Source organism: Microbacterium murale (genome assembly GCF_014635185.1).
Lineage (GTDB): Bacteria > Actinomycetota > Actinomycetes > Actinomycetales > Microbacteriaceae > Microbacterium > Microbacterium murale.
This window is the reverse complement of record NZ_BMCM01000001.1, coordinates 700,777-722,194: the sequence shown is the minus strand read 5'-3', so window position 1 is coordinate 722,194 and position 21,418 is coordinate 700,777. Positions and strand designations below refer to the sequence as shown.

The 21,418-nt window shown below is 66.9% G+C and carries 23 protein-coding genes; 20 read left to right on the top strand and 3 right to left on the bottom strand.

Features of this window, described 5'->3' with window-relative positions:
• Positions 1-7 precede the first annotated feature (7 nt).
• On the top strand, positions 8-199 hold the full coding sequence (locus IEV67_RS03445; protein WP_188435168.1) for a hypothetical protein: 192 nt from the start codon (positions 8-10) through the stop codon (positions 197-199).
• A gap of 13 nt (positions 200-212) precedes the next feature.
• Here IEV67_RS03445 and IEV67_RS03440 read toward each other — a convergent pair whose 3' ends face one another.
• Positions 213-1,433: an ROK family protein gene (locus tag IEV67_RS03440; protein WP_188435167.1), complete on the bottom strand. Its 1,221-nt coding sequence runs from the start codon at positions 1,431-1,433 to the stop codon at positions 213-215.
• A gap of 100 nt (positions 1,434-1,533) precedes the next feature.
• Between IEV67_RS03440 and IEV67_RS03435 the strand changes: the two genes are divergently transcribed.
• The 16 genes from IEV67_RS03435 to IEV67_RS18910 all read left to right on the top strand — a co-directional run bounded on the left by IEV67_RS03435 (position 1,534) and on the right by IEV67_RS18910 (position 15,902).
• Entirely contained in the window at positions 1,534-2,859 is a 1,326-nt protein-coding gene (locus IEV67_RS03435) for an ABC transporter substrate-binding protein (RefSeq protein WP_373284417.1), read from the top strand.
• A 59-nt stretch (positions 2,860-2,918) separates the two neighbouring features.
• Positions 2,919-3,812 (top strand): carbohydrate ABC transporter permease, encoded by an 894-nt coding sequence (locus IEV67_RS03430; protein ID WP_373284446.1) that lies wholly within the window; start codon positions 2,919-2,921, stop codon positions 3,810-3,812.
• Positions 3,812-4,687: a carbohydrate ABC transporter permease gene (locus IEV67_RS03425; RefSeq protein ID WP_188435164.1), complete on the top strand. Its 876-nt coding sequence runs from the start codon at positions 3,812-3,814 to the stop codon at positions 4,685-4,687. The genes IEV67_RS03430 and IEV67_RS03425 overlap by 1 nt, the downstream gene beginning before the upstream one ends.
• A gap of 50 nt (positions 4,688-4,737) precedes the next feature.
• Positions 4,738-6,429: a glycoside hydrolase family 13 protein gene (locus IEV67_RS03420; RefSeq protein WP_188435163.1), complete on the top strand. Its 1,692-nt coding sequence runs from the start codon at positions 4,738-4,740 to the stop codon at positions 6,427-6,429.
• 65 nt (positions 6,430-6,494) lie between these two features.
• Positions 6,495-7,475, top strand: a complete 981-nt coding sequence (locus tag IEV67_RS03415) for a metal ABC transporter solute-binding protein, Zn/Mn family (protein ID WP_188435162.1) — start codon at positions 6,495-6,497, stop codon at positions 7,473-7,475.
• On the top strand, positions 7,472-8,302 hold the full coding sequence (locus IEV67_RS03410; RefSeq protein WP_188435161.1) for a metal ABC transporter ATP-binding protein: 831 nt from the start codon (positions 7,472-7,474) through the stop codon (positions 8,300-8,302). Before IEV67_RS03415 ends, IEV67_RS03410 begins: the two co-directional genes overlap by 4 nt.
• A gap of 148 nt (positions 8,303-8,450) precedes the next feature.
• A complete protein-coding gene (locus IEV67_RS03405; protein ID WP_188435160.1) occupies positions 8,451-9,335 on the top strand; it encodes a metal ABC transporter permease in 885 nt (294 codons plus the stop codon).
• A 9-nt stretch (positions 9,336-9,344) separates the two neighbouring features.
• The gene (locus IEV67_RS03400; RefSeq protein ID WP_188435159.1) at positions 9,345-9,764 is read left to right on the top strand and encodes a Fur family transcriptional regulator; all 420 of its coding nucleotides are present in this window, start codon (positions 9,345-9,347) and stop codon (positions 9,762-9,764) included.
• 98 nt (positions 9,765-9,862) lie between these two features.
• Positions 9,863-10,804, top strand: a complete 942-nt coding sequence (locus tag IEV67_RS03395) for a permease (RefSeq protein WP_373284445.1) — start codon at positions 9,863-9,865, stop codon at positions 10,802-10,804.
• Positions 10,797-11,594, top strand: coding sequence for a TIGR03943 family putative permease subunit (locus IEV67_RS03390; RefSeq protein WP_188435157.1), 798 nt, complete (start codon positions 10,797-10,799; stop codon positions 11,592-11,594). Before IEV67_RS03395 ends, IEV67_RS03390 begins: the two co-directional genes overlap by 8 nt.
• Complete coding sequence (locus tag IEV67_RS03385; RefSeq protein WP_188435156.1) at positions 11,584-13,245, top strand: TolB-like translocation protein; 1,662 nt, start codon at positions 11,584-11,586, stop codon at positions 13,243-13,245. The genes IEV67_RS03390 and IEV67_RS03385 overlap by 11 nt, the downstream gene beginning before the upstream one ends.
• A gap of 4 nt (positions 13,246-13,249) precedes the next feature.
• A complete protein-coding gene (locus tag IEV67_RS03380; RefSeq protein WP_188435155.1) occupies positions 13,250-13,912 on the top strand; it encodes a DNA-3-methyladenine glycosylase in 663 nt (220 codons plus the stop codon).
• Positions 13,913-14,044: 132 nt separating this feature from the next.
• Positions 14,045-14,281, top strand: coding sequence for a 50S ribosomal protein L28 (gene rpmB, locus IEV67_RS03375; protein ID WP_188435154.1), 237 nt, complete (start codon positions 14,045-14,047; stop codon positions 14,279-14,281).
• Entirely contained in the window at positions 14,281-14,451 is a 171-nt protein-coding gene (gene rpmG / locus IEV67_RS03370; RefSeq protein ID WP_033105718.1) for a 50S ribosomal protein L33, read from the top strand. The genes rpmB and rpmG overlap by 1 nt, the downstream gene beginning before the upstream one ends.
• A 2-nt stretch (positions 14,452-14,453) precedes the next feature.
• Entirely contained in the window at positions 14,454-14,759 is a 306-nt protein-coding gene (rpsN, locus tag IEV67_RS03365) for a 30S ribosomal protein S14 (RefSeq protein WP_033105719.1), read from the top strand.
• A 774-nt stretch (positions 14,760-15,533) separates the two neighbouring features.
• Positions 15,534-15,902 carry an endonuclease domain-containing protein gene (locus IEV67_RS18910; protein WP_229702685.1) on the top strand — a complete coding sequence of 123 codons (369 nt, stop codon included), beginning with the start codon at positions 15,534-15,536 and terminating at the stop codon, positions 15,900-15,902.
• A 254-nt stretch (positions 15,903-16,156) separates the two neighbouring features.
• Here IEV67_RS18910 and IEV67_RS03355 read toward each other — a convergent pair whose 3' ends face one another.
• Positions 16,157-16,984, bottom strand: a complete 828-nt coding sequence (locus tag IEV67_RS03355) for an alpha/beta hydrolase (RefSeq protein WP_188435152.1) — start codon at positions 16,982-16,984, stop codon at positions 16,157-16,159.
• Between the two features lie 152 nt (positions 16,985-17,136).
• Between IEV67_RS03355 and IEV67_RS03350 the strand changes: the two genes are divergently transcribed.
• From IEV67_RS03350 to IEV67_RS03340, 3 genes are all read left to right on the top strand, one after another.
• Positions 17,137-17,718: a TetR/AcrR family transcriptional regulator gene (locus IEV67_RS03350; RefSeq protein ID WP_188435151.1), complete on the top strand. Its 582-nt coding sequence runs from the start codon at positions 17,137-17,139 to the stop codon at positions 17,716-17,718.
• Positions 17,719-17,902: 184 nt separating this feature from the next.
• Complete coding sequence (locus IEV67_RS03345) at positions 17,903-18,190, top strand: HU family DNA-binding protein (protein ID WP_033105720.1); 288 nt, start codon at positions 17,903-17,905, stop codon at positions 18,188-18,190.
• A 98-nt stretch (positions 18,191-18,288) separates the two neighbouring features.
• A complete protein-coding gene (locus tag IEV67_RS03340; RefSeq protein WP_229702683.1) occupies positions 18,289-20,295 on the top strand; it encodes a bifunctional copper resistance protein CopD/cytochrome c oxidase assembly protein in 2,007 nt (668 codons plus the stop codon).
• Between the two features lie 4 nt (positions 20,296-20,299).
• On the opposite strand, the gene IEV67_RS03335 is transcribed toward IEV67_RS03340, so the two are convergent.
• Complete coding sequence (locus IEV67_RS03335) at positions 20,300-21,358, bottom strand: hypothetical protein (RefSeq protein WP_188435150.1); 1,059 nt, start codon at positions 21,356-21,358, stop codon at positions 20,300-20,302.
• Positions 21,359-21,418: the final 60 nt, after the last annotated feature.

Below are 21,418 nucleotides of genomic sequence, written 5' to 3'. Positions count from 1 at the left end.
TCCACTGATGTCAGAATTTACTGATGACCTCAACGCGTGGGTTGGGCGACAGGCCCGGTCCTCTGTGGAAGAGCAGATACTGGCCGCCTACGCGGAGGAGCATCCCGCTCCCGAGGGGCAGGAGTGGTTCGTCGCGGGGCAGCAACGCGAGAGCGACGGGATCGCCTACCGTTTCGACTTGCGAGATGCCACGGAGTGACGAGAAATCGCCGCTAGGCGAGCTCGCTGAGCCGCCGCTCCGCGAGCTGGGGCACCGTCCGCTCGCGGGCCGCACGACGGGCGGTCGCGACGGCTCCGACGGAGACGACCTCGGCCCCCAGCGCTGATGCGAGGATCTCCGGCGCCGGCAGATGAAGCTCATCGGGGAGGATGCGCCGGGCCGCGGCGAGCACTGGTTCGATGCTCTCGGCGACCGCACCGCACACGATCACGCGCGACGGGTCGTACATGCTGCCGAGCACTCCGACGACGCGCGCGAGGGTCGCGCCGACGCGGTCGGTGATGCGCACGGCATCCGCGTCTCCCGAGGCGGCGAGCGTCAGAACGAGGCGTGGGTCGATGTGCCGCCTGCCGGCCAGGTGTCCGAGGGCGCTGTTCACCGCGATCTCGCCCTTCTCGACCGCGGCGCGGACCTGGTCCTGCACGGCGTATCGGAGCCCGAAGGCCGAGCCGACGCCGACGATGTGATCGAACACGATGCTCTCGCCGACGCCGCCGTGCGCACCGTGCAGCACGTGCCCGTCGACGACCACTCCACCGCCGAAGCGCTCGCTGGCGAGCAGGGCGACGTAGTCGCGGTATCCGATCGCAGCGCCGACCGCGCCTTCGGCGATCGCGGCGAGCTGCGCGTCGTTCTTGATCTCCACGACGGGAGCCCAGTCGCGCAGCGCGTCTGCGAGGCCGGGGTTCGTCCGCTCCCAGAAACCGTCGGGATGCGGCGGCGAGATGCCCTCGCGGTTCACAGGGGCGGCGACGCCGGCGCAGAGCGCGAGCACACGGTCTCGGGGGATGCCCGCCTCCTCGAGCGCCGCACGCAGCCGCTCGAGGATCGTGCCCCTGCGCTCGTCGGCCGACTGGTCCGAGGAGATCTCCACCCGGTGATGCACGAGCGTGCGGTCGAGCGGATCCGCCACGGTCACGGCGAGGTGCGTGTCGCCGGCGTCGATCCCGACGACCACTCCGAGGTCAGGGGAGAGGGCGAAGCGCCGCGCGGGGCGACCGGAGCGGTAGCTCCCGGCGACGCGGGCATTGGGGAGTTCGTGCAGCATGTCGGCGCCGACCAGGGTGTCGATCGCATCGATCGCGGTGGAACGGGTGAGCGAGGTGCGGGCCATGACGTCGCTGGCGGTGAACTCGCCGGCGTCCCAGGCGAAGTCGAGCACGGCGCCGACGCTCGCGCGTCCGGTTCCGAGACCTCTCGAGACTTCTGTCACCCCTTGACCTTCCTGACGTTCCAATGAGAGAGTACCTCTCGGCAGAGTAGATTCGCTCGCTAGATTTAGTGGGCGGATCTACAGGATCGGAAGGACGATGGTGTCTGAGAAACGAACACGGGCGTTGCGGATGACCGCCGGGGCTCTCGGCCTCGCGATGGTCGGGGCCGCCCTCACGAGCTGTGCGGCCGGCTCAGGTGCGGAGACGATCCGCTTCACGTTCAACAAACGCGAGGCGATCCCCTTCATGACGGATCTCGTCGCCGAGTACAACTCGTCTCAGGACGACGTGCACGTGGAGATCGACACGTCAGGACCGGACGTCATCTCGGCCAGCTTCGTGCGTGGCAACCCGCCCGACCTCATCCTCGGCAACTACAACTACGAGATCGCGCGCTTCGTGCAGCGCTGCGCCCTCATCGACCTCTCCGATACGGATGCCGCGGCCAGCATCCGAGACGATCTGCAGCCGCTCATGGAGCAGTACGGATCGTGCGAGGGCCGCACGAGCGCCCTGCCCTACTCGGTCATGGCGGCCTCCGTGATCTACAACAAGGAGATCTTCGAGGAGCAGGGGCTCGAGATCCCGCAGACCTGGGACGAGCTGATCGCGCTCTGCGACCAGCTGAAAGAGGCTGGTATCGACCCGTTCTACGGCACCTTCAAGGACGACTGGACCGTCGGGCAGGGCTGGTACGACTACGCGATCGGCGGCTCGGTCGACACGATCGACTTCTTCGACGCCATGGCGGTCGAAGGCGCCGCGGTCGGACCCGACTCCGAGGTCTCGTTCGAGAAGGAGTTCGCCGAGCCCATGGAGCAGATGATGCAGCTCGCGGACGAATACACGAATGCGGATGCCGCGAGCCGAGGCTACGGCGATGGCAACCTCGCCTTCAGCAAGGGCGAGGCGGCGATGTACATGCAGGGGCCGTGGGCATTCGGCGAGATCGCGAAGACCGCACCCGACCTCGAGCTCGGCACCTTCCCACTGCCCACCACCGATGATCCGGCCGACCTCGGCGTGCGCGTGAACATGGACCTCGGTGCGATGATCCCGGAAGGGTCGAAGCACCAGGAGGCGGCACGCAACTTCCTCGAGTATCTGTACCTCCCCGAGAACATCGAGGAGTACAACGCGTCTCAGCTCGGCTTCACACCGACCAAGGACGCTCCGGCCCCGGACGATCCGCGGATCGAGGGGATGATCGAGTACTACGAGAACGGGCAGATCTATCAGGGGCCATCGGTCCTCGTGCCCAAGACGATCCCGGTGATGAACTACGCGCAGGCGATGGTGCTCGGCGCCTCGACAACCTCGACGCTGCGCACCATGGACGCGGACTGGGCTCGCATCGCCTTCCGTGCCCCGATCCCCACCACAGGCGATGCGGCAGCCGGCGAGACAGAGGAGTCCGCACCGTGAGCACCACCGCATCAGCGAACACCACGCGGCCGAACAGCCCGACGACGGACACGACGTCCATCGTCACCGGACAGGGACGGGGGCTCCGTCGGCATACGCGCCGAGTCGAGCCGATCTACTACCTGTTCCTGCTTCCGACGCTCGTGCTCTTCACGCTCGCGATCACCCTCCCGGCCGTCATGGGCATCTTCTTCAGCTTCACCGACTCGATCGGCATCGGCGAGTGGAGCTTCAACGGGGTGACCAACTACATCGCGATGTTCGGCGACCCGGCGATCCTGCAGAGCTACCTGTTCACGTTCGGCTTCTCGATCGCCACCGTGATCGTGGTCAACGTGATCGCCTTCCTCCTGGCGGTGGGACTGACCTCCCGCATCCGATTCAAGACCGGACTGCGCACGATCTTCGTGATCCCGATGGTGATCTCGGGCATCATCATCGCCTACGTCTTCAACTTCCTCTTCTCGAACTCGATTCCTGCCGCTGGAGCGGCCGCCGGCATCCCCTGGCTCTCCACGAGCCTGCTCGCCAACCCGGATCTCGCCTGGGTGGCGATCGTCATCGTGACCGCATGGCAGGCCGTTCCCGGTGCCCTCCTGATCTACATCGCCGGCCTGCTCTCGGTGCCGAACGACGTGTACGAGGCGGCGAGCATCGACGGTGCGAGCAAGACCCAGCAGCTCACGCGCATCACGATCCCGCTCGTCGCCGGGTACGTCGTGATCAACGTGATCCTCGGATTCAAGGGCTTCCTGAACGCCTACGACATCATCGTCGGCCTCACCAACGGCGGTCCGGGGACCGCGACCCGCAGCGTCGCCATGACCATCATCGCGGGCTTCAACAGCGGCGACTACGCCTATCAGATGGCCAACGCGACGATCTTCTTCATCGTCGCCGTGCTCATCTCGCTCCTCCAGCTCTCGCTGACTCGCGGAAGGAATGCGCTCTGATGTCGACGCAGACGATCACCACTCAGACCGCGGGCAAGAAGCCGCGCATCCGCATGGAGCGCGTCAACTGGTCGGGCACGATCATCCTGATCCTGTGCGCCGTCACCGTGCTGCTGCCGCTCTACGTCACGATCTCGATGGCGTTCAAGACCACGGGGCAGGCGGTCGACGGCAACGCCTTCTCGCTGCCCGCACCGTTCAGCATCGACGGGTTCGTCCAGGCGTGGAATCTCACCAAGTTCCCGGTCGGCGCCGCGATCTCGCTGCTGGTGACGGCAGGCACCGTGATCGCGACGATCCTGCTGGCCGCGTTCGCGTCGTACGCGATCGTGCGCAACTGGGATCGGCGGCTGTTCCGCTACTCGTTCTTCTACCTGCTCGCGGCGATGTTCATCCCGTTCCCGGTAGTGGCGCTGCCGCAGATCCAGCTGACGGGACGAGTGGGACTCGACAACCCGCTGGGCGTGATCATCCTCGCGACGATGTTCCAGCTCAGCTTCAGCGTGCTTTTGTTCACGGCCTTCCTGCGATCCATCCCGATCGAGCTGGAGGAGAGCGCCCGAATTGACGGCGCCACCACGTGGCAGACCTTCTGGCAGCTGATCTTCCCGCTGCTCGCACCCATGAGCGCCACGGTCGGCATCTTCGCGTTCCTCTACGCCTGGAACGACTTCATGATGCCGTCATTGATCATCTCCGACCCGGCGCTGCAGACGTTGCCGGTGCGGCAGAACCTGTTCCAGACCCAATTCAGCAACAACTACAACGTGTCGTTCGCCTCGTATCTGATGGCGATGGCGCCCGCGATCCTGGCCTACCTGTTCACGCAGCGCTTCGTCATGGAAGGCGTCACGCAGGGCGCCGTCAAGGGCTGACACCCGATCCTCTCGAAGACCACCGAAACACCGAAGGAGCAGCACCACTCATGACCGATGCGCCTCTCACCGAGACCCGCGACGACAAGACGGCAGACGAGAAGACAGCAGAGTGGTGGCGTCAGGCCGCCGTCTACCAGATCTACCCGCGCAGCTTCGCGGATGCGAACGGAGACGGACTCGGCGACATCCCCGGGATCGTCTCCCGCGCCGACTACCTCGCACAGCTCGGGATCGATGCGGTGTGGCTCAGCCCGTTCTACCCCTCCGCGCTCGCCGACGGCGGCTATGACGTCGCCGACTACCGCAACGTCGATCCTCGGCTCGGCACCCTGGACGACTTCGACGTGATGGTCGCGGCACTGCATGAACGCGGCATCCGAGTCGTCGTCGACATCGTCCCGAACCACACATCGAACCTGCACGAGTGGTTCCAGGAGGCGCTCGCCGCAGGGCGCGGCTCGGCCGAGCGGGAGCGATACATCTTCAGGGAGGGCGGCGGGGCAGACGGATCCGAGCCGCCGACGGACTGGGGCGCGGCGTTCGGCGGACCCGCGTGGGAGCGCGTCGAGGACGGTCAGTGGTACCTGCACAGCTTCGCCACCGAGCAGCCGGATCTGAACTGGGATCACCCCGAAGTCCGCGAGGATTTCCTGAGGACGCTCCGCTTCTGGTCCGACCGCGGTGTCGACGGCTTCCGCATCGATGTCGCGCACATGCTCACGAAGGATCTCACGGAGCCGCTGCCATCCCGCGCAGAGCTGGAGAAGCTCGACCGCTCCTCTGGCCGCCACCCGCTGGCTGACCGGGACGAGGTGCACGAGATCTACGCCGAGTGGCGGAAGGTCTTCAATGAGTACGACCCGCCGCGCACCGCGGTCGCCGAGGCCTGGGTCGAGACGCCGGAGCGACGCGCGAAGTACGCCTCAGCCGAGGGCCTCGGTCAGGCGTTCAACTTCGACCTTCTCGTCGCAGACTTCGCTGCCGACCAGTTCCGCCGCATCATCGCCGACAACCTCGAGCAGGCGCGGGCGACCGGGTCTTCGACGACCTGGGTGCTCTCCAACCATGACGTCACGCGGCACGCCACCCGTTACGGGCTGCCTCCCCTCGGCGGGCGTCCGGGCAAGCAGGGCGTCGAGTGGGTCGAGGCAGGAGGTCCGGAGGACGAACTGGATCGTGAACGCGGCGCGCGCCGGGCGAACGCGGCGACGCTGCTGCTGCTGGGCCTCCCAGGCAGCACCTACCTCTACCAGGGCGAGGAGCTCGGGCTGCACGAGGTCGCGGCGATCACGGCCGAGCAGCGACAGGACCCTTCGTTCTTCCGTGGCGCGTCATTCGACGGTTTCGGGAGAGACGGATGCCGCGTACCGCTGCCGTGGACGGCATCCGGATCCTCGTTCGGATTCGGTTCCGACGGTGCGCATCTGCCGCAGCCGGCCTGGTTCGCCCAGCACGCCGTCGATGTCGAGGCGGCCGATCCGTCTTCGACGCTCTCGCTCTACCGTGAGGCGCTGCGCCGGCGTCATCTGCTGCAGACAGGCGAGAGCTTGGAGTGGATCGAGACCGGCCGTGCGGACGTGCTGCGCTTCGCGAGGCCGAACGGCTGGGAGATCGTGACGAACTTCGGCGAGGAATCGTTTGATCTCGGCCCGGATGCTGCGAGCGTCGTGCTCTCGAGCCTCGCACTCGACGGGCAGCTGCTGCCGGGCGAGGCCACGGCCTGGATCGCGCCGAGCTGAGGCTTCGGTTCGTCTCAGGCTCGCCGTGGTGAGAATGGTTATCATTAGCGTGTAGAGTCGAAGGCATGAAGTCCGTCGTCGCATTCACGCTCGCATCCGTCTCCGCTCTCGTCCTCGCCGGATGCTCTGCCACGCCCGCGGCCGATGCAGGCGGGGGCGACGACGTGATCCAGGTCGTCGCCAGCACCAACGTCTACGGATCACTCGCCGAGCAGATCGGTGGTGACCGCGTCGATGTGACCTCGATCATCACCTCGGCTTCGCAGGACCCGCACTCCTACGAGGCATCCGCGCGCGATCGCCTGACCGTGCAGGACGCAGAGCTGGTCATCGAGAACGGCGGAGGATACGACGCGTTCATTGACACCCTGATCGGAGACTCCGACGTGAACATCTTCACGGCGGCTTCGTTCTCGCACGACTATCCCGGCAACGAGGGCCACGAGGATGCCGAGGGCGATGAGCACGCAGAAGAGGATCATGCGGAAGAGGAGGGCCACGAGGGCCACGACCACATCGAGGGCTTCAATGAGCACGTCTGGTTCGACCCGCACACGATGATCCACGTCGTCGAGGGCATCGCGGCCGAGTTCAGCGAGCTCGACCCCGACGGCGAAGCCGACTTCACGGCCGCCGCCGCCGAGATCGTCAGCGACCTCGAGGGCTTCGAAGCCGAGCTCGAGTCGATCGGCACCGAGGCCGGCAGCGCATCCGTGTTCATCACCGAGCCGCTGCCCGGCTACATCGCCGCAGCTGCAGGCCTCACCGATGTGACACCTGAAGGATTCGCCGAAGCAGTGGAAGAGGGCACCGATGTCGCACCAGCGACTCTGCTCGCCGCTCTCGACGTGATCGACAGCGGTGAGGTGAAGGCGTTGCTCACCAATGCGCAGACCGGTGGAGCCGAGACCCAGCGTGTCGAGGAGGTGGCAGAGGCCGCCGGCATCCCCGTCGTCGCCTTCACGGAGCTGCTCGAGGACGGATCGTCGTACTCTGAGTGGATGCGTGATGCGATCCAGGACCTCGCCGCCGCACTCCAGAAGTGAGTGGGGGCGCTCAGGGGCCGGCCGCGGCGCCGGTGCTCGAGATCACGGGCGCGGCGCTTCACCGCGGGCACCGGGAGTTGTGGTCCGGACTCGATCTGACCGTCGAACCCGGTGAGTTCATCGCCGTGCTCGGGCCGTCAGGCTCCGGCAAGACCACGCTCATGCGGGCGATCCTCGGCCTCCAGCCGCTGAGTTCGGGCAGCATCCGCGTCGCTGGACACCCCGTGCGCCGCGGCAATCCGCGCATCGGCTACATCCCTCAGCAGCGTCCCCTTCCGCCCGACACGAGCATGCGCGCGCGCGATGTCGTCGCGCTCGGCGTCAACGGCACCCGGTTCGGCTTGCCCATCCCGCGCCGCGGCGATCGCGCGCGAGTCGACGCGTTGCTCGAGGGCGTCGGAGCATCGCACTTCGCTGATCGTCGCGTCGGACTGCTCTCCGGCGGAGAGCAGCAGCGGTTGCGGGTCGGTCAGGCCCTCGCCGATGCGCCGACGCTGCTACTCTGCGACGAGCCGCTGTCGAACCTCGACCTGGCCAACCAGCTCGGGATCACCGACATCATCGACCGCCAGCGCCGCGAGCGCGACGCCGCCGTGCTGTTCGTGACCCACGACATCAACCCGATCCTCGGCAGAGTCGACCGCATCCTGTACATCGCGGGCGGCCGCTTCGTGCTCGGCACCCCGGACGAGGTGCTGCAGAGCCGCGTGCTCACGGATCTGTACGGCACTCCGGTCTTCGTGCTCCGCGCCGGCGACCGCCTGGTCGTCGTCGGGGTGCCCGATGCCGAGCCGCACCATGACCACGACGCGGGAGAAGTCGCATGATCGCGCCGACGGGTGTGCAGCAACTTCGGAGAACTGCACGTTCTTCGGAGGAATCACACGAATCGCCCCGAGATAGCTGCACTTCTCCGACGTCGGTGCTCGGCCCGGCGTCGGCATTCGTGCTCGGATGCTGCGCGGAGGTGCCCGCATGATCGTGCACAGCATCGACTGGGGAGACGTCTTCTCCTTCCAGGACTACGGCGCGCTCGTGGCCCTGCTCGCGAACTCGATCATCGCGGGCGCGGTACTCGGCATCGTCGGCGGCCTGATCGGTGTCTTCGTGATGCAGCGCGACCTCGCCTTCGCCGTGCACGGCGTGAGCGAGCTGTCGTTCGCCGGTGCCGCAGCGGCCCTGCTGTTCGGCGGCAGCGTCGTGGCCGGGTCCCTGGGTGGCGCGCTGGTCGCCGCCATCCTGATCGGCATCCTCGGCTCGAAGGCGCGCGATCGCAATTCGATCGTCGGCGTGCTGATGCCGTTCGGCCTCGGTCTCGGCATCCTGTTCCTGTCGCTCTACGACGGACGCAGCGCGAACCGCTTCAGCCTGCTCACCGGGCAGATCGTCTCGGTGTCCAGTCCCGACCTCGGTTGGCTCATCGGCATCAGCGCCTTCGTGCTGATCGGACTGCTGGTGATGTGGAATCCGCTGCGGTTCGACTCGCTCGACGATGTGGCTGCGTCCGCCCGCGGCATCCCGACCAGAGCGCTCAGCCTGGCGTTCATGGTTCTGCTCGGCCTCATCGTCGCGGTCAGCGTGCACATCATCGGTGCGCTGCTGGTCATGGCGCTTCTCGTGACGCCCGCCGCCGCGGCCATGCGCGTGGCTGCCGGCCCGCTCACGGTGCCCCTGCTCGCGGCGCTGTTCGGTTTCGTCTCCGCGGTCGGCGGCATCCTGCTCGCGCTCGCCGGAACGCTGCCGGTGAGCCCGTACATCACGACGATCTCGTTCCTCATCTACGCGGGATGCTGGGTGGTGCAGCGCTCGCGCGCGCGGGTGAAGCGTCGCTCTCAGCCCGTGACAAGCGCCGCGGCCTAGACTCTCGGTATGGCTCAGCGCAATACCTGGCAGCGCGAGCGAGTGCGCGAAGCGCTCGCGGATGCGCGCGGTTTCGTGAGCGCGCAGACCCTGCACGCCACGCTCCGTGAGGAGAAGACCGGCATCGGTCTCGCCACGGTCTACCGTGCGCTGTCGGGCTTGGCGACCGCCGGTGATGCCGACTCGCTGCAGAGCCCCGAGGGCGAGGCACTGTACCGCGCCTGCTCGACCGAAGGGCATCACCACCACCTGATCTGCCGCTCGTGCGGGCTCACCGTCGAGATCGAGGCGAAGGACGTCGAGGCCTGGGCGCAGCGCACCGCATCGCTGCACGGCTTCAGCGAGGCTGAGCACGTCGTCGACATCTTCGGACTGTGCACCCCGTGCGCGAACAGGCGCGCAGCGGCTGAGGGATCCGCGTCCGCGTGAGCACCGTCAGCCCACCGCGCGCGTCGACTGCCGCAGGGTTCGGTCGCAACCAGCGTGCCCCTCGCTCGCCGTGGATCGGCGTCGGTATCGGCGTCGTCATCATCGCGGCGCTGTTCCTGATCGACCGATTCGCGCCGGCGCTGTTCCAGGACTCGCTTCCCAGCCGCGCGCAGGACGGTCTCACGCTCGCGCTGAGCGTTCTCATCGAGGCACTGCCGTTCGTCGTACTCGGCGTCGTGCTGTCGATCGTGGTGCAGGTGTGGCTGCCGCCGGATCTCATCCAGCGCTGGCTGCCTACGAGAGGATGGGCCCGTCGTGCGGTGCTGTCGCTGCTCGGGATGCTGATCCCGGTGTGCGAGTGCGGCAACGTGCCCTTCGCCCGTGGCCTGATGATGCGCGGTCTGGCACCTGCGGAGGCGATGACCTTTCTGATCGCGGCGCCCATCGTGAACCCGATCGTGATCATCACCACTCATGCGGCTTTCGGGTGGGACGGCGGCATCCTGGTCGCCCGGCTCGTCGGCGGCTATCTGATCGCGAACCTCATCGGCTGGATCTACAGCCGCCATCCCTCGCCCGACGCCCTGCTCACCCAGCAGTTCACCGCCACCTGCGAGCGGGTGCAGCACGAGCACGGCACTCCGACGCGTCGCAGCCTGACGCAGTTCTTGATCGAGCTTCGCGCGGTCATGCCTGCCCTCGTCATCGGCTCCGCGCTGGCCGGTGCGGTGCAGGTGCTCGTGCCGCGCGACATGCTGCTCGCGATCGGCTCGAACCCGGTGCTCTCGATCGTCGCGATGATGGCGCTCGCGATGACGGTGGCGATCTGCTCGAACGTCGACGCCTTCTTCGCGCTGTCATTCGCATCGACGTTCTCGTCTGGTGCGCTGATCGCGTTCCTACTGGTGGGGCCGCTGGTCGACATCAAGATGCTCGCGCTGCTGCGCACGACCTTCACGACGCGCACTCTCGTGGGCGTCGTCGCGGTCGTGGTGATGAGCGCGTTCGCGATCGGGATCGGGGTGAACGTCTTTGGCTGAGCAGTCCCGCACCCGCTGGCGAGCCATCGCGACGCGTTGGCTCGGCCTCGGCCTGGCAGTCGGCATCTCGGTCGTGACGCTCGGACTGGGGATCACGGGGCGGCTCACGCTCTACATCAGCCCCGAGTCGATCTGGTTCGCATGCGCCGGAGCCGTCGTCGTGCTCGCCGGCGCGATCTGGTCGTGCACGCTCCCGTTGGGCGCGGAGACGGATCACGGCCATGATCACGGACATGCGGATGACGAGTCGGATGCCGCGGCATCTCCCCGGCGCGCACTCAAACTCGCCGGCGTCGTGTCGGCCGGAGTCGTCGCGAGCGGCGTCGTCGTGGCCGCGCTCGTGCTGCCGCCCGCATCGCTGTCCGTCGAACTCGCGATGTCGCGCGCTGACGCGACCGGCACCCTCTTCGCCGGTGCAGACACCCCGACACTCGGCGTCGCGGACACCACGACCTTCGGCGTCGGGGAGTGGTCGAGCGTCTTCGCCACTGCGACCCGCCCAGAGGCGTACGACGGTTCGACCGTCACGCTGACCGGGTTCGTCACGCCCGGCGCCGATGCGGATGCCGTGAACCTCACCCGCATGATCATCACGCACTGCGTGATCGATGCCCAGCCCGCCGCAGTGCCGGTGAGCGTCGATGCCGGCGAGAGCGGCAAGGGGCAGTTCAGCACAGGGCAGTGGATCGAAGTCACCGGCAAGGTGACCGCCGACAGCGATGGATCGCTCCGCGTCGTTCCGACCTCTGTGGTCGAGATCGATGAGCCAGGGGATCCCTATGAGTACTGAGGATCACCCGGACGCGCCGCGCACCCGCGCCGAAGCGCGCGCCGCCCGCGAGGCCGCAGAGCGAGACGCCGCAGGCGCCGAGGATGACTCCCCACGCGGGTCGTTGAGCGAGCACAGCGAGACGAAACGCGTTGAGCGAGCGTCAGCGAGTCGAAACGAAGCGCCGAACCCGCCTGAGGTCCCTCGCGCGCCAGAGGGGGAATGGCTTCGACTCCCTCCGGTCGCTCAGCCCGTTTCGTCTCCGGCGCCTCCGTCGCCTCCGCTCAACGACCCGCAGCAACGAACCCCCGACCGCCGCTTCCTCTATACGATCCTCGCGGTCGTCGCCGTGCTCGTCGTCGTGGTCGGCGGACTCGGAGCGGTCAGCCTCTTCCAGGGTCCGCGGGTCAGCGACGTCCAGGTCGATGCGGCCGAGGCCATCGACGTCTCGGGCAGTCGTGTGATCCTCACGGCCAACCAGTCGCTGCAGCCGATCGACGCGTCACAGGTCACGGTCGAGCCGGCAGTGCCGTTCACTGTTGACGCCGCAGGCCGCAGCATCGGCATCCGCTTCACGGTCCCTCTCGACGACGCGACCGAGTACACCGTACGGGTCGACGGCGCCACCGGTACCGGCGGCGGACCGGCATCCGATCTGTCGACCACGTTCACCACACCCGCGGCCAAGATCTTCCTGCTCAACCGGTCCGATGACGACGACTCGATATTCCGCACCGACCTCGGCGGCGAGAATGCCGTGCCCGTCTTCACGCATCCGCGCATCAACGACTATCGCTCGACGTCGACGCGGCTCGTCGTCGCTGTCGAGGATGACGACGGGTCACGCATCCTGGTGATGGACCACGACGGTGACAACGTCCGCGAGCTGACCCTGCCCGGTGACGGCTATGTCAGTTCGGTGCAGGTCTCCGAGCGCGGCGGTCTCGTCGGCTACACCTATTCCGACCGGGAACTCAGCGAGGACACCGGGCGTGCGAGTGTGCTCGTCACCCAATCGCTCGACGGTGATGACGAGCCGCACATCATCGAGGTCGGCGACGCCGAGGCGAGCATCGCTGAATGGCAGTTCGTGCCCGACTCGGCCGCGGTGCTGTTCATCGACTTCGCCGGCACCCTCTCGCTCGATGATCGATCCGGTGACGCAGGGGCGCAGAACATGGGCATGGCCATGAGCCTGCTCGGCATCTCGCGCGGCACGTACACCGCGATCGTGCGGAGGGCCGACGGCAGCACCGTGGAGTTGAACCTCGCCGACGGCTCTGAGACCCCGCTCGCGGCATCCGAGCCCGACTTCGGAGTGGCGACGACGATCACCCCCTTTCCTGGCGGCACGCTGCGACACGTCGTGGCGCGTGATGAGGTCGGTCTTCCCACCGGGCAGGCCATCATCAGAGTCGACGATGACGGTGCGGCGACCTCGCTGTTCGACGTCGCCTCCGGAAACGCGATCCTGCAGGCGTGCCCGTCGCCGAGCGGGCAGTACGTCGCAGTGACCGTCGCTCCGAAGCTGGTCGAGAACCCCTACGACGACCTGCTCGTGCCGCTTCCGAAAACCTTGCAGACGCACCTGATCGACCTGCGCTCCGGCGATGAGATGGTCGTGCTCACCGGTTTCGATGCGTCGTGGTGCCAGATGGCGCCGCAGTTCTGAGCTCATGACGCTTCGCCGCGCGAACCGAGACGACCTCGCAGCCCTGCCGCTGGAGGTGGCACCGAGGTTGCTCGGAGGCGAGCTGCGCACAGTGGTTGGCGGAGCCGAGGTGCGACTGAGGATCACGGAGGTCGAGGCCTATCACGGCCGCGGCACCGGCGCGCTCGCAGACCCCGGTTCCCACGCGCGGATGGGCAGAACCGCGCGGAACGCCACGATGTGGGGCGAGCCTGGACACCTCTACGTGTACCTCAGTCACGGCATCCACTCGTGCGTCAACGTCGTGTGCGCGCCCGACGGGATCGCCGGAGGTGTGCTGCTGCGTGCAGGTTCCGTCGTCGAGGGCGCGGATGCTGCGACTGAGCGATCAGGCAGATCAGGCAGAGACCTCGCCCGCGGTCCTGGTCGATTCGGGCAGGTGTCGGGCCTCCGGCATCCGCTCCACGACGGGATCGACGCGATCACCGGGGCCGAGATGCACGGAGCCAGTGCCGGGCTGTGGCTTGCCGAGGGCGCCGTCCGCATCGCGACGGGGCCACGCGTCGGGGTCGCCGGGCACGCCGGCACGCACGCGTTCCCCTGGAGGTTCTGGATCGAGGGAGACCCATCCGTCTCGCCGTTCCGCTGGGGGCGGGGCGCAGCCGACGCGCAGGCCATGCTAAACTGACTCCTTGTCTGCGCACACTCCTGTGCGTAGTTCGTGTGCTGTCTCCCTCCTGGTTCGTCCGAGAGGTGCGGCGCGCAGACAAGGGATCTTGGGTGAGGCCGTCCGGCCTCACGGTAATGAAGGAGTAATCACATGGCTGCAGTGTGCCAGGTGACAGGAGCTGTTCCCGGCTTCGGTCACACCATCTCGCACTCGCACCGCCGGACGAAGCGCCGCTTCGACCCGAACGTGCAGAAGAAGACCTATTTCGTGCCGTCGCTCGGCCGTAAGATCACGCTGAACGTGTCCGCCAAGGGCATCAAGGTGATCGACGTCCGCGGCATCGAGAACGTCGTCAAGGACCTCCAGTCGAAGGGTGTCAAGCTCTAATGGCCAAGAAGTCTCAGGACATCCGTCCGATCATCAAGCTGCGTTCGACGGCAGGCACCGGGTTCACGTACGTGACCAAGAAGAACCGTCGCAACACCCCCGACCGTCTTGTGCTGAAGAAGTACGACCCGGTCGTCCGCAAGCACGTCGAATTCCGAGAGGAGCGCTAAACATGGCTAAGAAGAGCAAGATTGCTCGTAACGAGCAGCGCAAGGTCATCGTCGAGCGCTACGCCGCCCGTCGTGCCGAGCTGAAGAAGACCCTGGTCGACCCTGCCGCAACCGACGAAGCCCGCGAGGCTGCTCGTGTCGGCCTGCAGAAGCTGCCGCGCAACGCATCGCCGGTGCGCGTCCGTTCGCGCGACGCCATCGACGGCCGCCCCCGTGGCATGCTGACGAAGTTCGGCATCTCGCGTGTGCGCTTCCGCGACATGGCACACCGTGGCGAGCTGCCCGGCATCACCAAGTCGAGCTGGTAAGCAACGCTTTCAAGGGGCGAGGATCTTCGGATCCTCGCCCCTTCTGCGTGCCCGGGGTGTGTGTTGCAGGGGCTGTGCGTGCCTGACCCTCTGCGTGCCTGAGCCTCTGCGTGCCTGAGCTTCTGCGTGTCGGGGCTTCTGCGCTCCCTCTCGGGAGGAGAACTCCGCGTCGGGAGGACTCCTGCCTTGGGATTCTCCTCCGGAGAGGGGGAACTCCTCCCGACGACTTTTCCTCCACAACTGGCGTGGCGGGCGAGCCATCCACGGAACGCGACTTCTGGGTGAAGACCGGATGCCGCATCCCGTCATCATCGACACATGAACCCGATCGAGGCGCTGTCAGAGCGCGCTGGTGTCGCTCGAGTGGCGACTCTGAGACGCGCGGGCGTGACGGAGCATGCGCTCCGGCTCGCGGTGCGCAGCGGCCAAGTCGTCTCGGTGCGACGGGGATGGGTAGCGTTGTGCAACGCGGATGCCATGCTCGTCACCGCTGCTCGGCGAGGTGTGGTGCTCACTTGTGTGACGCTCGCGGCGAGAAAGGGCTTGTGGGTGCTCGACAGCACCGAACCTCATGTGGCGGCGCCACCCCATTCCGGGCACGCCGCTGTCTCTCGTGGGGTGATTCATTGGGATGTACCGAAGTTTCCGCGCGTCCCGGATTCCTGCGAGGACACACTGGAGAACGCTCTGATCCTCGTGGCGCGATGCCAGTCATATGAGAGCGCTCTGGCGACATGGGAATCGGCACTTCGAAAGAATCTCGTCGATCCGGGAATGCTCGAGCGCGCTCCGTTGCCGCCGGCGGCACGTCGGTTGCTTGCCGACGCGCGTCCGTTCGCGGATGCCGGCACGGAGAGCATCTTCCGCACGCGTCTGAGTTGGCTGAATACTCCGATCACGCCGCAGGTGTGGATTCTCGGACATAGGGTCGACTTCTTGATCGGCGAGCGTCTCGTCGTCCAGATCGACGGAGGTCATCATGTCGGGGCGCAGCGCACGAGCGACATCGCGCACGATGCGCTCCTGAAGCTGAATGGATACCACGTGATCCGTATCAGTTACGAGCAACTCATGAACCAGTGGGCCGTGGTGCAGGCCACGATTCTGGCCGCGATCGGTCAGCGCCTGCACCTCTCGGCGTGATGCACTGCTCGCCTCACCTGCTCGGCACCCGATCGGCACCTGCCCGCACCCGCTCGGCATCTGCTCGCACCTGCTCGGGAGGACTTCACGCCCTCGGGAGGACGGATGCCGTGGCATCCTCCTCCCATCGCGGAGTTCTCCTCCCGACAGGGTGCCAGTCGGGGTGCCCCGGCCAGGCACCCACCCCGTACCCAGGCGCCCACGCCCTGCACCCCAGGGCGCGCCCATCCCGAACCGAGGCACCCACCCCGCACTCAGGCGACTGACGCCGCTGAGCGGGACACCGCCCAGTCCAGCGCGTAGTCGGCGATCTCCTCCCAGCCGTCCTGGCTGACCAGTCGGTGGGTGCGGCCGGGGAACTCCTTGTAGTCCACGATCGCCGGGCTGCCGGAGTCCGTGTACTTCTTCAACACTGCGCGTCCGATCGCCGGAGGCACGACGTGGTCGATCCCGGCCGTGATGATCAGCAGCGGTGCGCGATCCTTGCGCGCGTAGTCGACGTGGGTGACGCCGTTCTTCTCGTCGAATGCGGACGCCACTCCCTCGAAGAAGACCCGGTTGTAGGAGTTGACCGCGTATTCCTCCCACAGGGAATCGGATGCCGATCGCGAGAGGTCATTGCCGAATGTGAAGTGGAAGTGGCGCTTCGACAGCGGCTTCGCCCCGTTCTTCCCGAACGGATTCGAGAGGATCGGTGTCCCGGTCCACAGCGTCGACAGGGGGAGCGTCGTCACACCGGCCGTCTGCCCGGGGGCGACGCCGACATAGGCGACTCCGAGACCGCGGTCGGCCAGCATCTGCGTGAGCACGCCGCCGAACGAGTGGCCCATGATGATCGGCTTCTGGGGGAGTGCGCGGATGATGCGCTCGTAGTTGTCGGCGATCTGCTTGAGACCGATGCCCTTGAGCGCGTTCGGATCGCGACGGATGTCGGCCACGCTGCGGTCGTCGATCCCAGGCCAGCCGGGCACGATCACTTCATGACCTTGTGCACGGAACCTCTCCGCCCAGGTGCCCCAGCTCTTCGGCGTCATCCACAGTCCGTGGATCAGGACGATCGGTGCCTTCTCGGTGATGCTCATTGTTTCTTCTCCTTTTCGGCCCGGCGTCTTCCGGACTGCGATATCGTGATAGTAGACAGAACGTTCGGTCTACTGCAGTCTATTCCCAGAACTCGAAGAGAATTCGGGAGCCGAGGATCCGGATGCCACGATGAGAGGGGAAGGACCAACGCATGAGCACTCCTGACGACACCACTCAGAGGCCGAGCGCCGCGCGTGAGCGCCTCCTCGAAGCCGCGAGCCGCCTTTTCTACGAGGAGGGCATCCACGCGGTCGGCATCGACCGCGTCATCGCGGAAGCCGGTGTCACCCGAGCGACGATGTACAAGCAGTTCGCGGGCAAGGAGAATCTGGTGCTTGCCTACCTGCGCGGCGAGGACGCCTATCTCCGTGGTCTGTTGGACGCTGCACTGGCCGTGACGGACGAGCCGGACGCCCTCATCGACCTCACGATCGACGGCATCGCGTCCGATGTCACCCGTCGGCACACACGAGGATGTCCGTTCATCAACGCGGCAGCCGAATATCCGGATGCCGACGGCCCGGTTCGTCTGCTCATCGCCGAGCATCGCGAATGGTTCCGTTCGAGCCTCGAAGCACTCGCCGCGGCGGCCGGGCTGAGGGCGCCGGCGGAGGTCGCCGCATCCCTGGTTCTGCTGCGTGATGCGGCACTGGTCGGGGGCTATCTGGATGGCGATGTGGGGCCCGCTTTCGAACGCACAGCTCGTGGCGTGGTCGCATCTCATCGCGGCTGAAACCACGTCACTCGAGTCACAATCGTCACATCTGCACCGCGACACGCCTATGAAAACCCCAAAACCCGCGAAATGACGCGGAAATGTGGGCAGTGGTTGATACATTCGAGGCGGTCACTCGACCAGCGGGCGGCATCCGCCTCCCGAACCACAACGATGCGACACTTCGTCGCTGGAGGCTGACATGGCTGACAAGTCCATCACCAAGACCGAGCTCGTCGCGAGCATCGCAAGCGCCACCGGCCAGAGCCAGGCCACCGTCTCGGGTGTCCTCGACGCACTCTTCGGCACCGTCTCCGACGCTGTCGCCAAGGGCAGCAAGGTCTCGATCCCGGGCTGGATCTCGTTCGAGCAGGTCGACACCGCAGCTCGCACGGGCCGCAACCCCCAGACCGGCGCCGAGATCAAGATCCCGGCCGGCAAGCGCGTCAAGGTGACCGCCGGTTCCAAGCTCAAGGCAGCCGTCAAGTAAGACAGCTCCTTTCGAAGGCCGCCCCTGCTCGATGGGGGCGGCCTTCGTGCTGTTCGCGGTCGTCCGCGCCGCAAGCCGTACGCGCTTAGGCTGGAAGGGTGACTTCTCCCGGCCTGCGCACCACACGCGCGTCGGCGTATCGTGCGGCCGGTCTCGTGATCCTCGCCGTCGCAGCCGTCGTCGCGCTCCTGGTCGCGCTGCAGCTCGGCGGGGGAGCAGCGCCGCTGCTGCTCAGCGATCCAGGACCCTTCGTGCGCTGGGGTCTCCCGGCCGCGCGGATGGTGAACAACATCAGCGCAGCCGTCATGATCGGCTCGATGGTGCTCGCCCTGTTCGCGCTGCGTGCGGGGGAGAAGCCCTTCGAGACGGCGCTGGATGCGGCATCCATCGGCGCAGCCGTCTTCACGGTCTCGTCCGCGGTGACCGCGTTCCTCACCTTCCTCGGCGCCTTCAACGTGCAGCTCAGCCTCGAACAGCAGTTCGGTGAGCAGCTCGGACGCTTCCTGCTCACCCTTCCCCTCGGCCAGGCCTGGCTGATCACGACCATCATGGGCGCGCTCGTCACGATCCTCGCCTTCGCGTGGCGCGGCTGGACATCCACTCTCTTCACGGCGGGAATCGCCGTCGCATCTCTGCTCCCGTTGGCCACCCAGGGCCATTCCGGGGAGCTCGCCGGTCACGTCATAGCCGTCAACTCGATCCTGCTGCACACGGTCGGCGCCGCCGTCTGGCTGGGCGGACTGTTCCTGCTGATCGTGCTGCATCGCGCGAAGGGCATCGACCACACCGCCCTGGTGCGCCGCTACTCGTCGCTCGCGATCGCCGCGTTCTTCGTGGTAGCTGTATCAGGCATCATGCGCTCAACGGTCGGCCTCGGCGGCTGGGACGGACTCTGGACGCCGTACGGCCTCATCATCATCGCCAAGGCCGTGCTGCTCGGCGGGATGGGTCTGCTCGGAGCCTGGTATCGCGCACGCCTCATCCCTCGCCTCGGTGGCGAGAGCGCTTCGCGCTGGTTCTGGATGCTGGTGCTCTGCGAAGTCGCCCTGATGGGGCTGGCTTCGGGAGCTGCGGCGGCGCTCGCGCGTACGCCTCCGCCGACCGGTGAGACCGCTGCGATCCTGAAGACACCGGCCGAGCTGCTCACCGACTCCCCACTGCCGCCCGAGTTCACGATCGACATGTGGTTCACCGGCTGGGACATCGACATCCTGTGGGCGATGGCCGCCGCGCTCGGACTGTTCTTCTATCTCGCCGGCGTCTGGCGCATGCGCAGCCGCGGCGACCGCTGGCCGATCCACCGCACGATCTTCTGGGTCCTCGGGCTGATCATGCTCGTGTGGGTCACCTGCGGGCCGATCAACCTGTACCAGGACTACCTCTTCAGCGTGCACATGCTCGGGCACATGATGCTCACGATGGCGATCCCGCTGCTGCTGGTCGCCGGGGCGCCGATCACGCTCGCACTTCGGGCGATCCACAAGCGCGACGACGGCACCCGCGGTGGTCGCGAATGGATCATGTGGGCGGTGCACTCCCCGTTCTCGAGGGTCATCACCCATCCCTTCGTCGCGGCCGGCCTGTTCATCGGATCGCTGTGGGCGTTCTACTTCACCGATCTCGTGCGGTGGTCGATGTATGAGCATCTCGGCCACGAGTGGATGGTCATCCACTTCCTGATCACCGGCTACCTCTTCGTCATGAGCCTGGTGGGCATCGACCCTGTCCCGTACCGTCTGCCGTTTCCCGGACGGCTGATCACCCTGATCGCGGTCATGGCGATGCACGCGTTCTTCGGCATCGCGATCATGATGCAGGAAGGGCTCATGGTCGCCGAGTGGTTCGGCTCCATGGCGCGCACGTGGGGCCCGACGCCGATGGAGGATCAGTACATCGGCGGCGGCATCGCCTGGTCCATCGGCGAGATACCCACTCTGATCGTCGCGATCACGGTGGCGATCCAGTGGAGTCGCGACGACACCAAGGTGCAGCGCCGCAACGACCGCCACGCCGACCGCACCGGTGACGCCGAGCTCGAGGAGTACAACGCGCAGCTCGCCGCTCTGGCAGATCGAGATGCGCGTCAGAAGGCCCGAGAGGGCTGACCGCTCACTCCCCGGCGGAACCCACCCTGATCGACGCCGATCCGTCGGCGAGGATGTCGATCGTCCCGTTCACGCGGAACGGCACATCCTCCGAGACGTGCTCGATAGAGCCGTCGAAGAGGGAGCGGATGTCGACCTCGATGTGCGCGACGGCCTCGGCCGCGGGGATCTCCCACGCTGCACCGTTCGGTTCGACCGTGACCGTCGGCTGCTGGCTGATCGTCCAGGTCGGCAGGTCTTCGATGCGGTTCTGGACCTCGAGTCCGAACGGGCAGGCCGTCGGCTGCAGCACCTGCTGGGTGGTGCACTCGGTGAGGAACTCCTCGACCCGTGTCTGCACGACCGAGAGGAACTCCTCGGTCGGCTGCGTCTGGATGTCGACCGGCGTCTGCGTGAGTGGGGAATCGGCCAGGATGCTGACTCCCGGCGAACTGGAGATTGCCGTGTCGACCGTGATCGAGTACAGGCCGGGTGTGAACACCAGCATCGGCAGTGCGTCCAGCGGCGCGGCCTCCATCCCGGCGGATGACACCTGACGGCGATCGATCTCGAATCCGTTGACAGCGAACCGGTCAGAGCCGAGCACGGTGAGCGAGACCGCCGCAAGAGGCGTGCGGGCGAATCGCCAGTTCGGGGTCACGCCCTCCCAGCCGTCCTGCTCCACATCGAAGGTGCTCTTGCCGGGGTGGGAACCTGCCACATACGAGACGGTCACAGAGGTGACGCCGTCGACGGTGGCCTCATTCACGACGTCGACATCGGTGAGGGGGGCGAGAGCAGCCTGGCGCAGGAGCGCCTCGGATGCCGTCTCCTCGATACCGGCATCCTCGAGGGTGGCGCGATCGATGGCGACCCCCGGTACCTGCAGCGCATCGGCCGCGCGACCGGACGCCAGCAGCTCGAGGTAACGCGTGACGAAGGCGCCAGGACCGTAGTACTCCTTGTACAGTGCCGCTCCGCCGGCGGCGATCGCCCCGACGAGAAGCACGCCGACGACGGCGAGCGTCGTGAGGTCGACCCAGAGTCGGCGGCGCCGAGGCGTCGTCGGCTGGGGCTGATCCATGGCGCCAGTCTAGGAGGGCGGCCTGAGACAGTGCCGAGCGCCGTGAGCTGTGACGCCGAG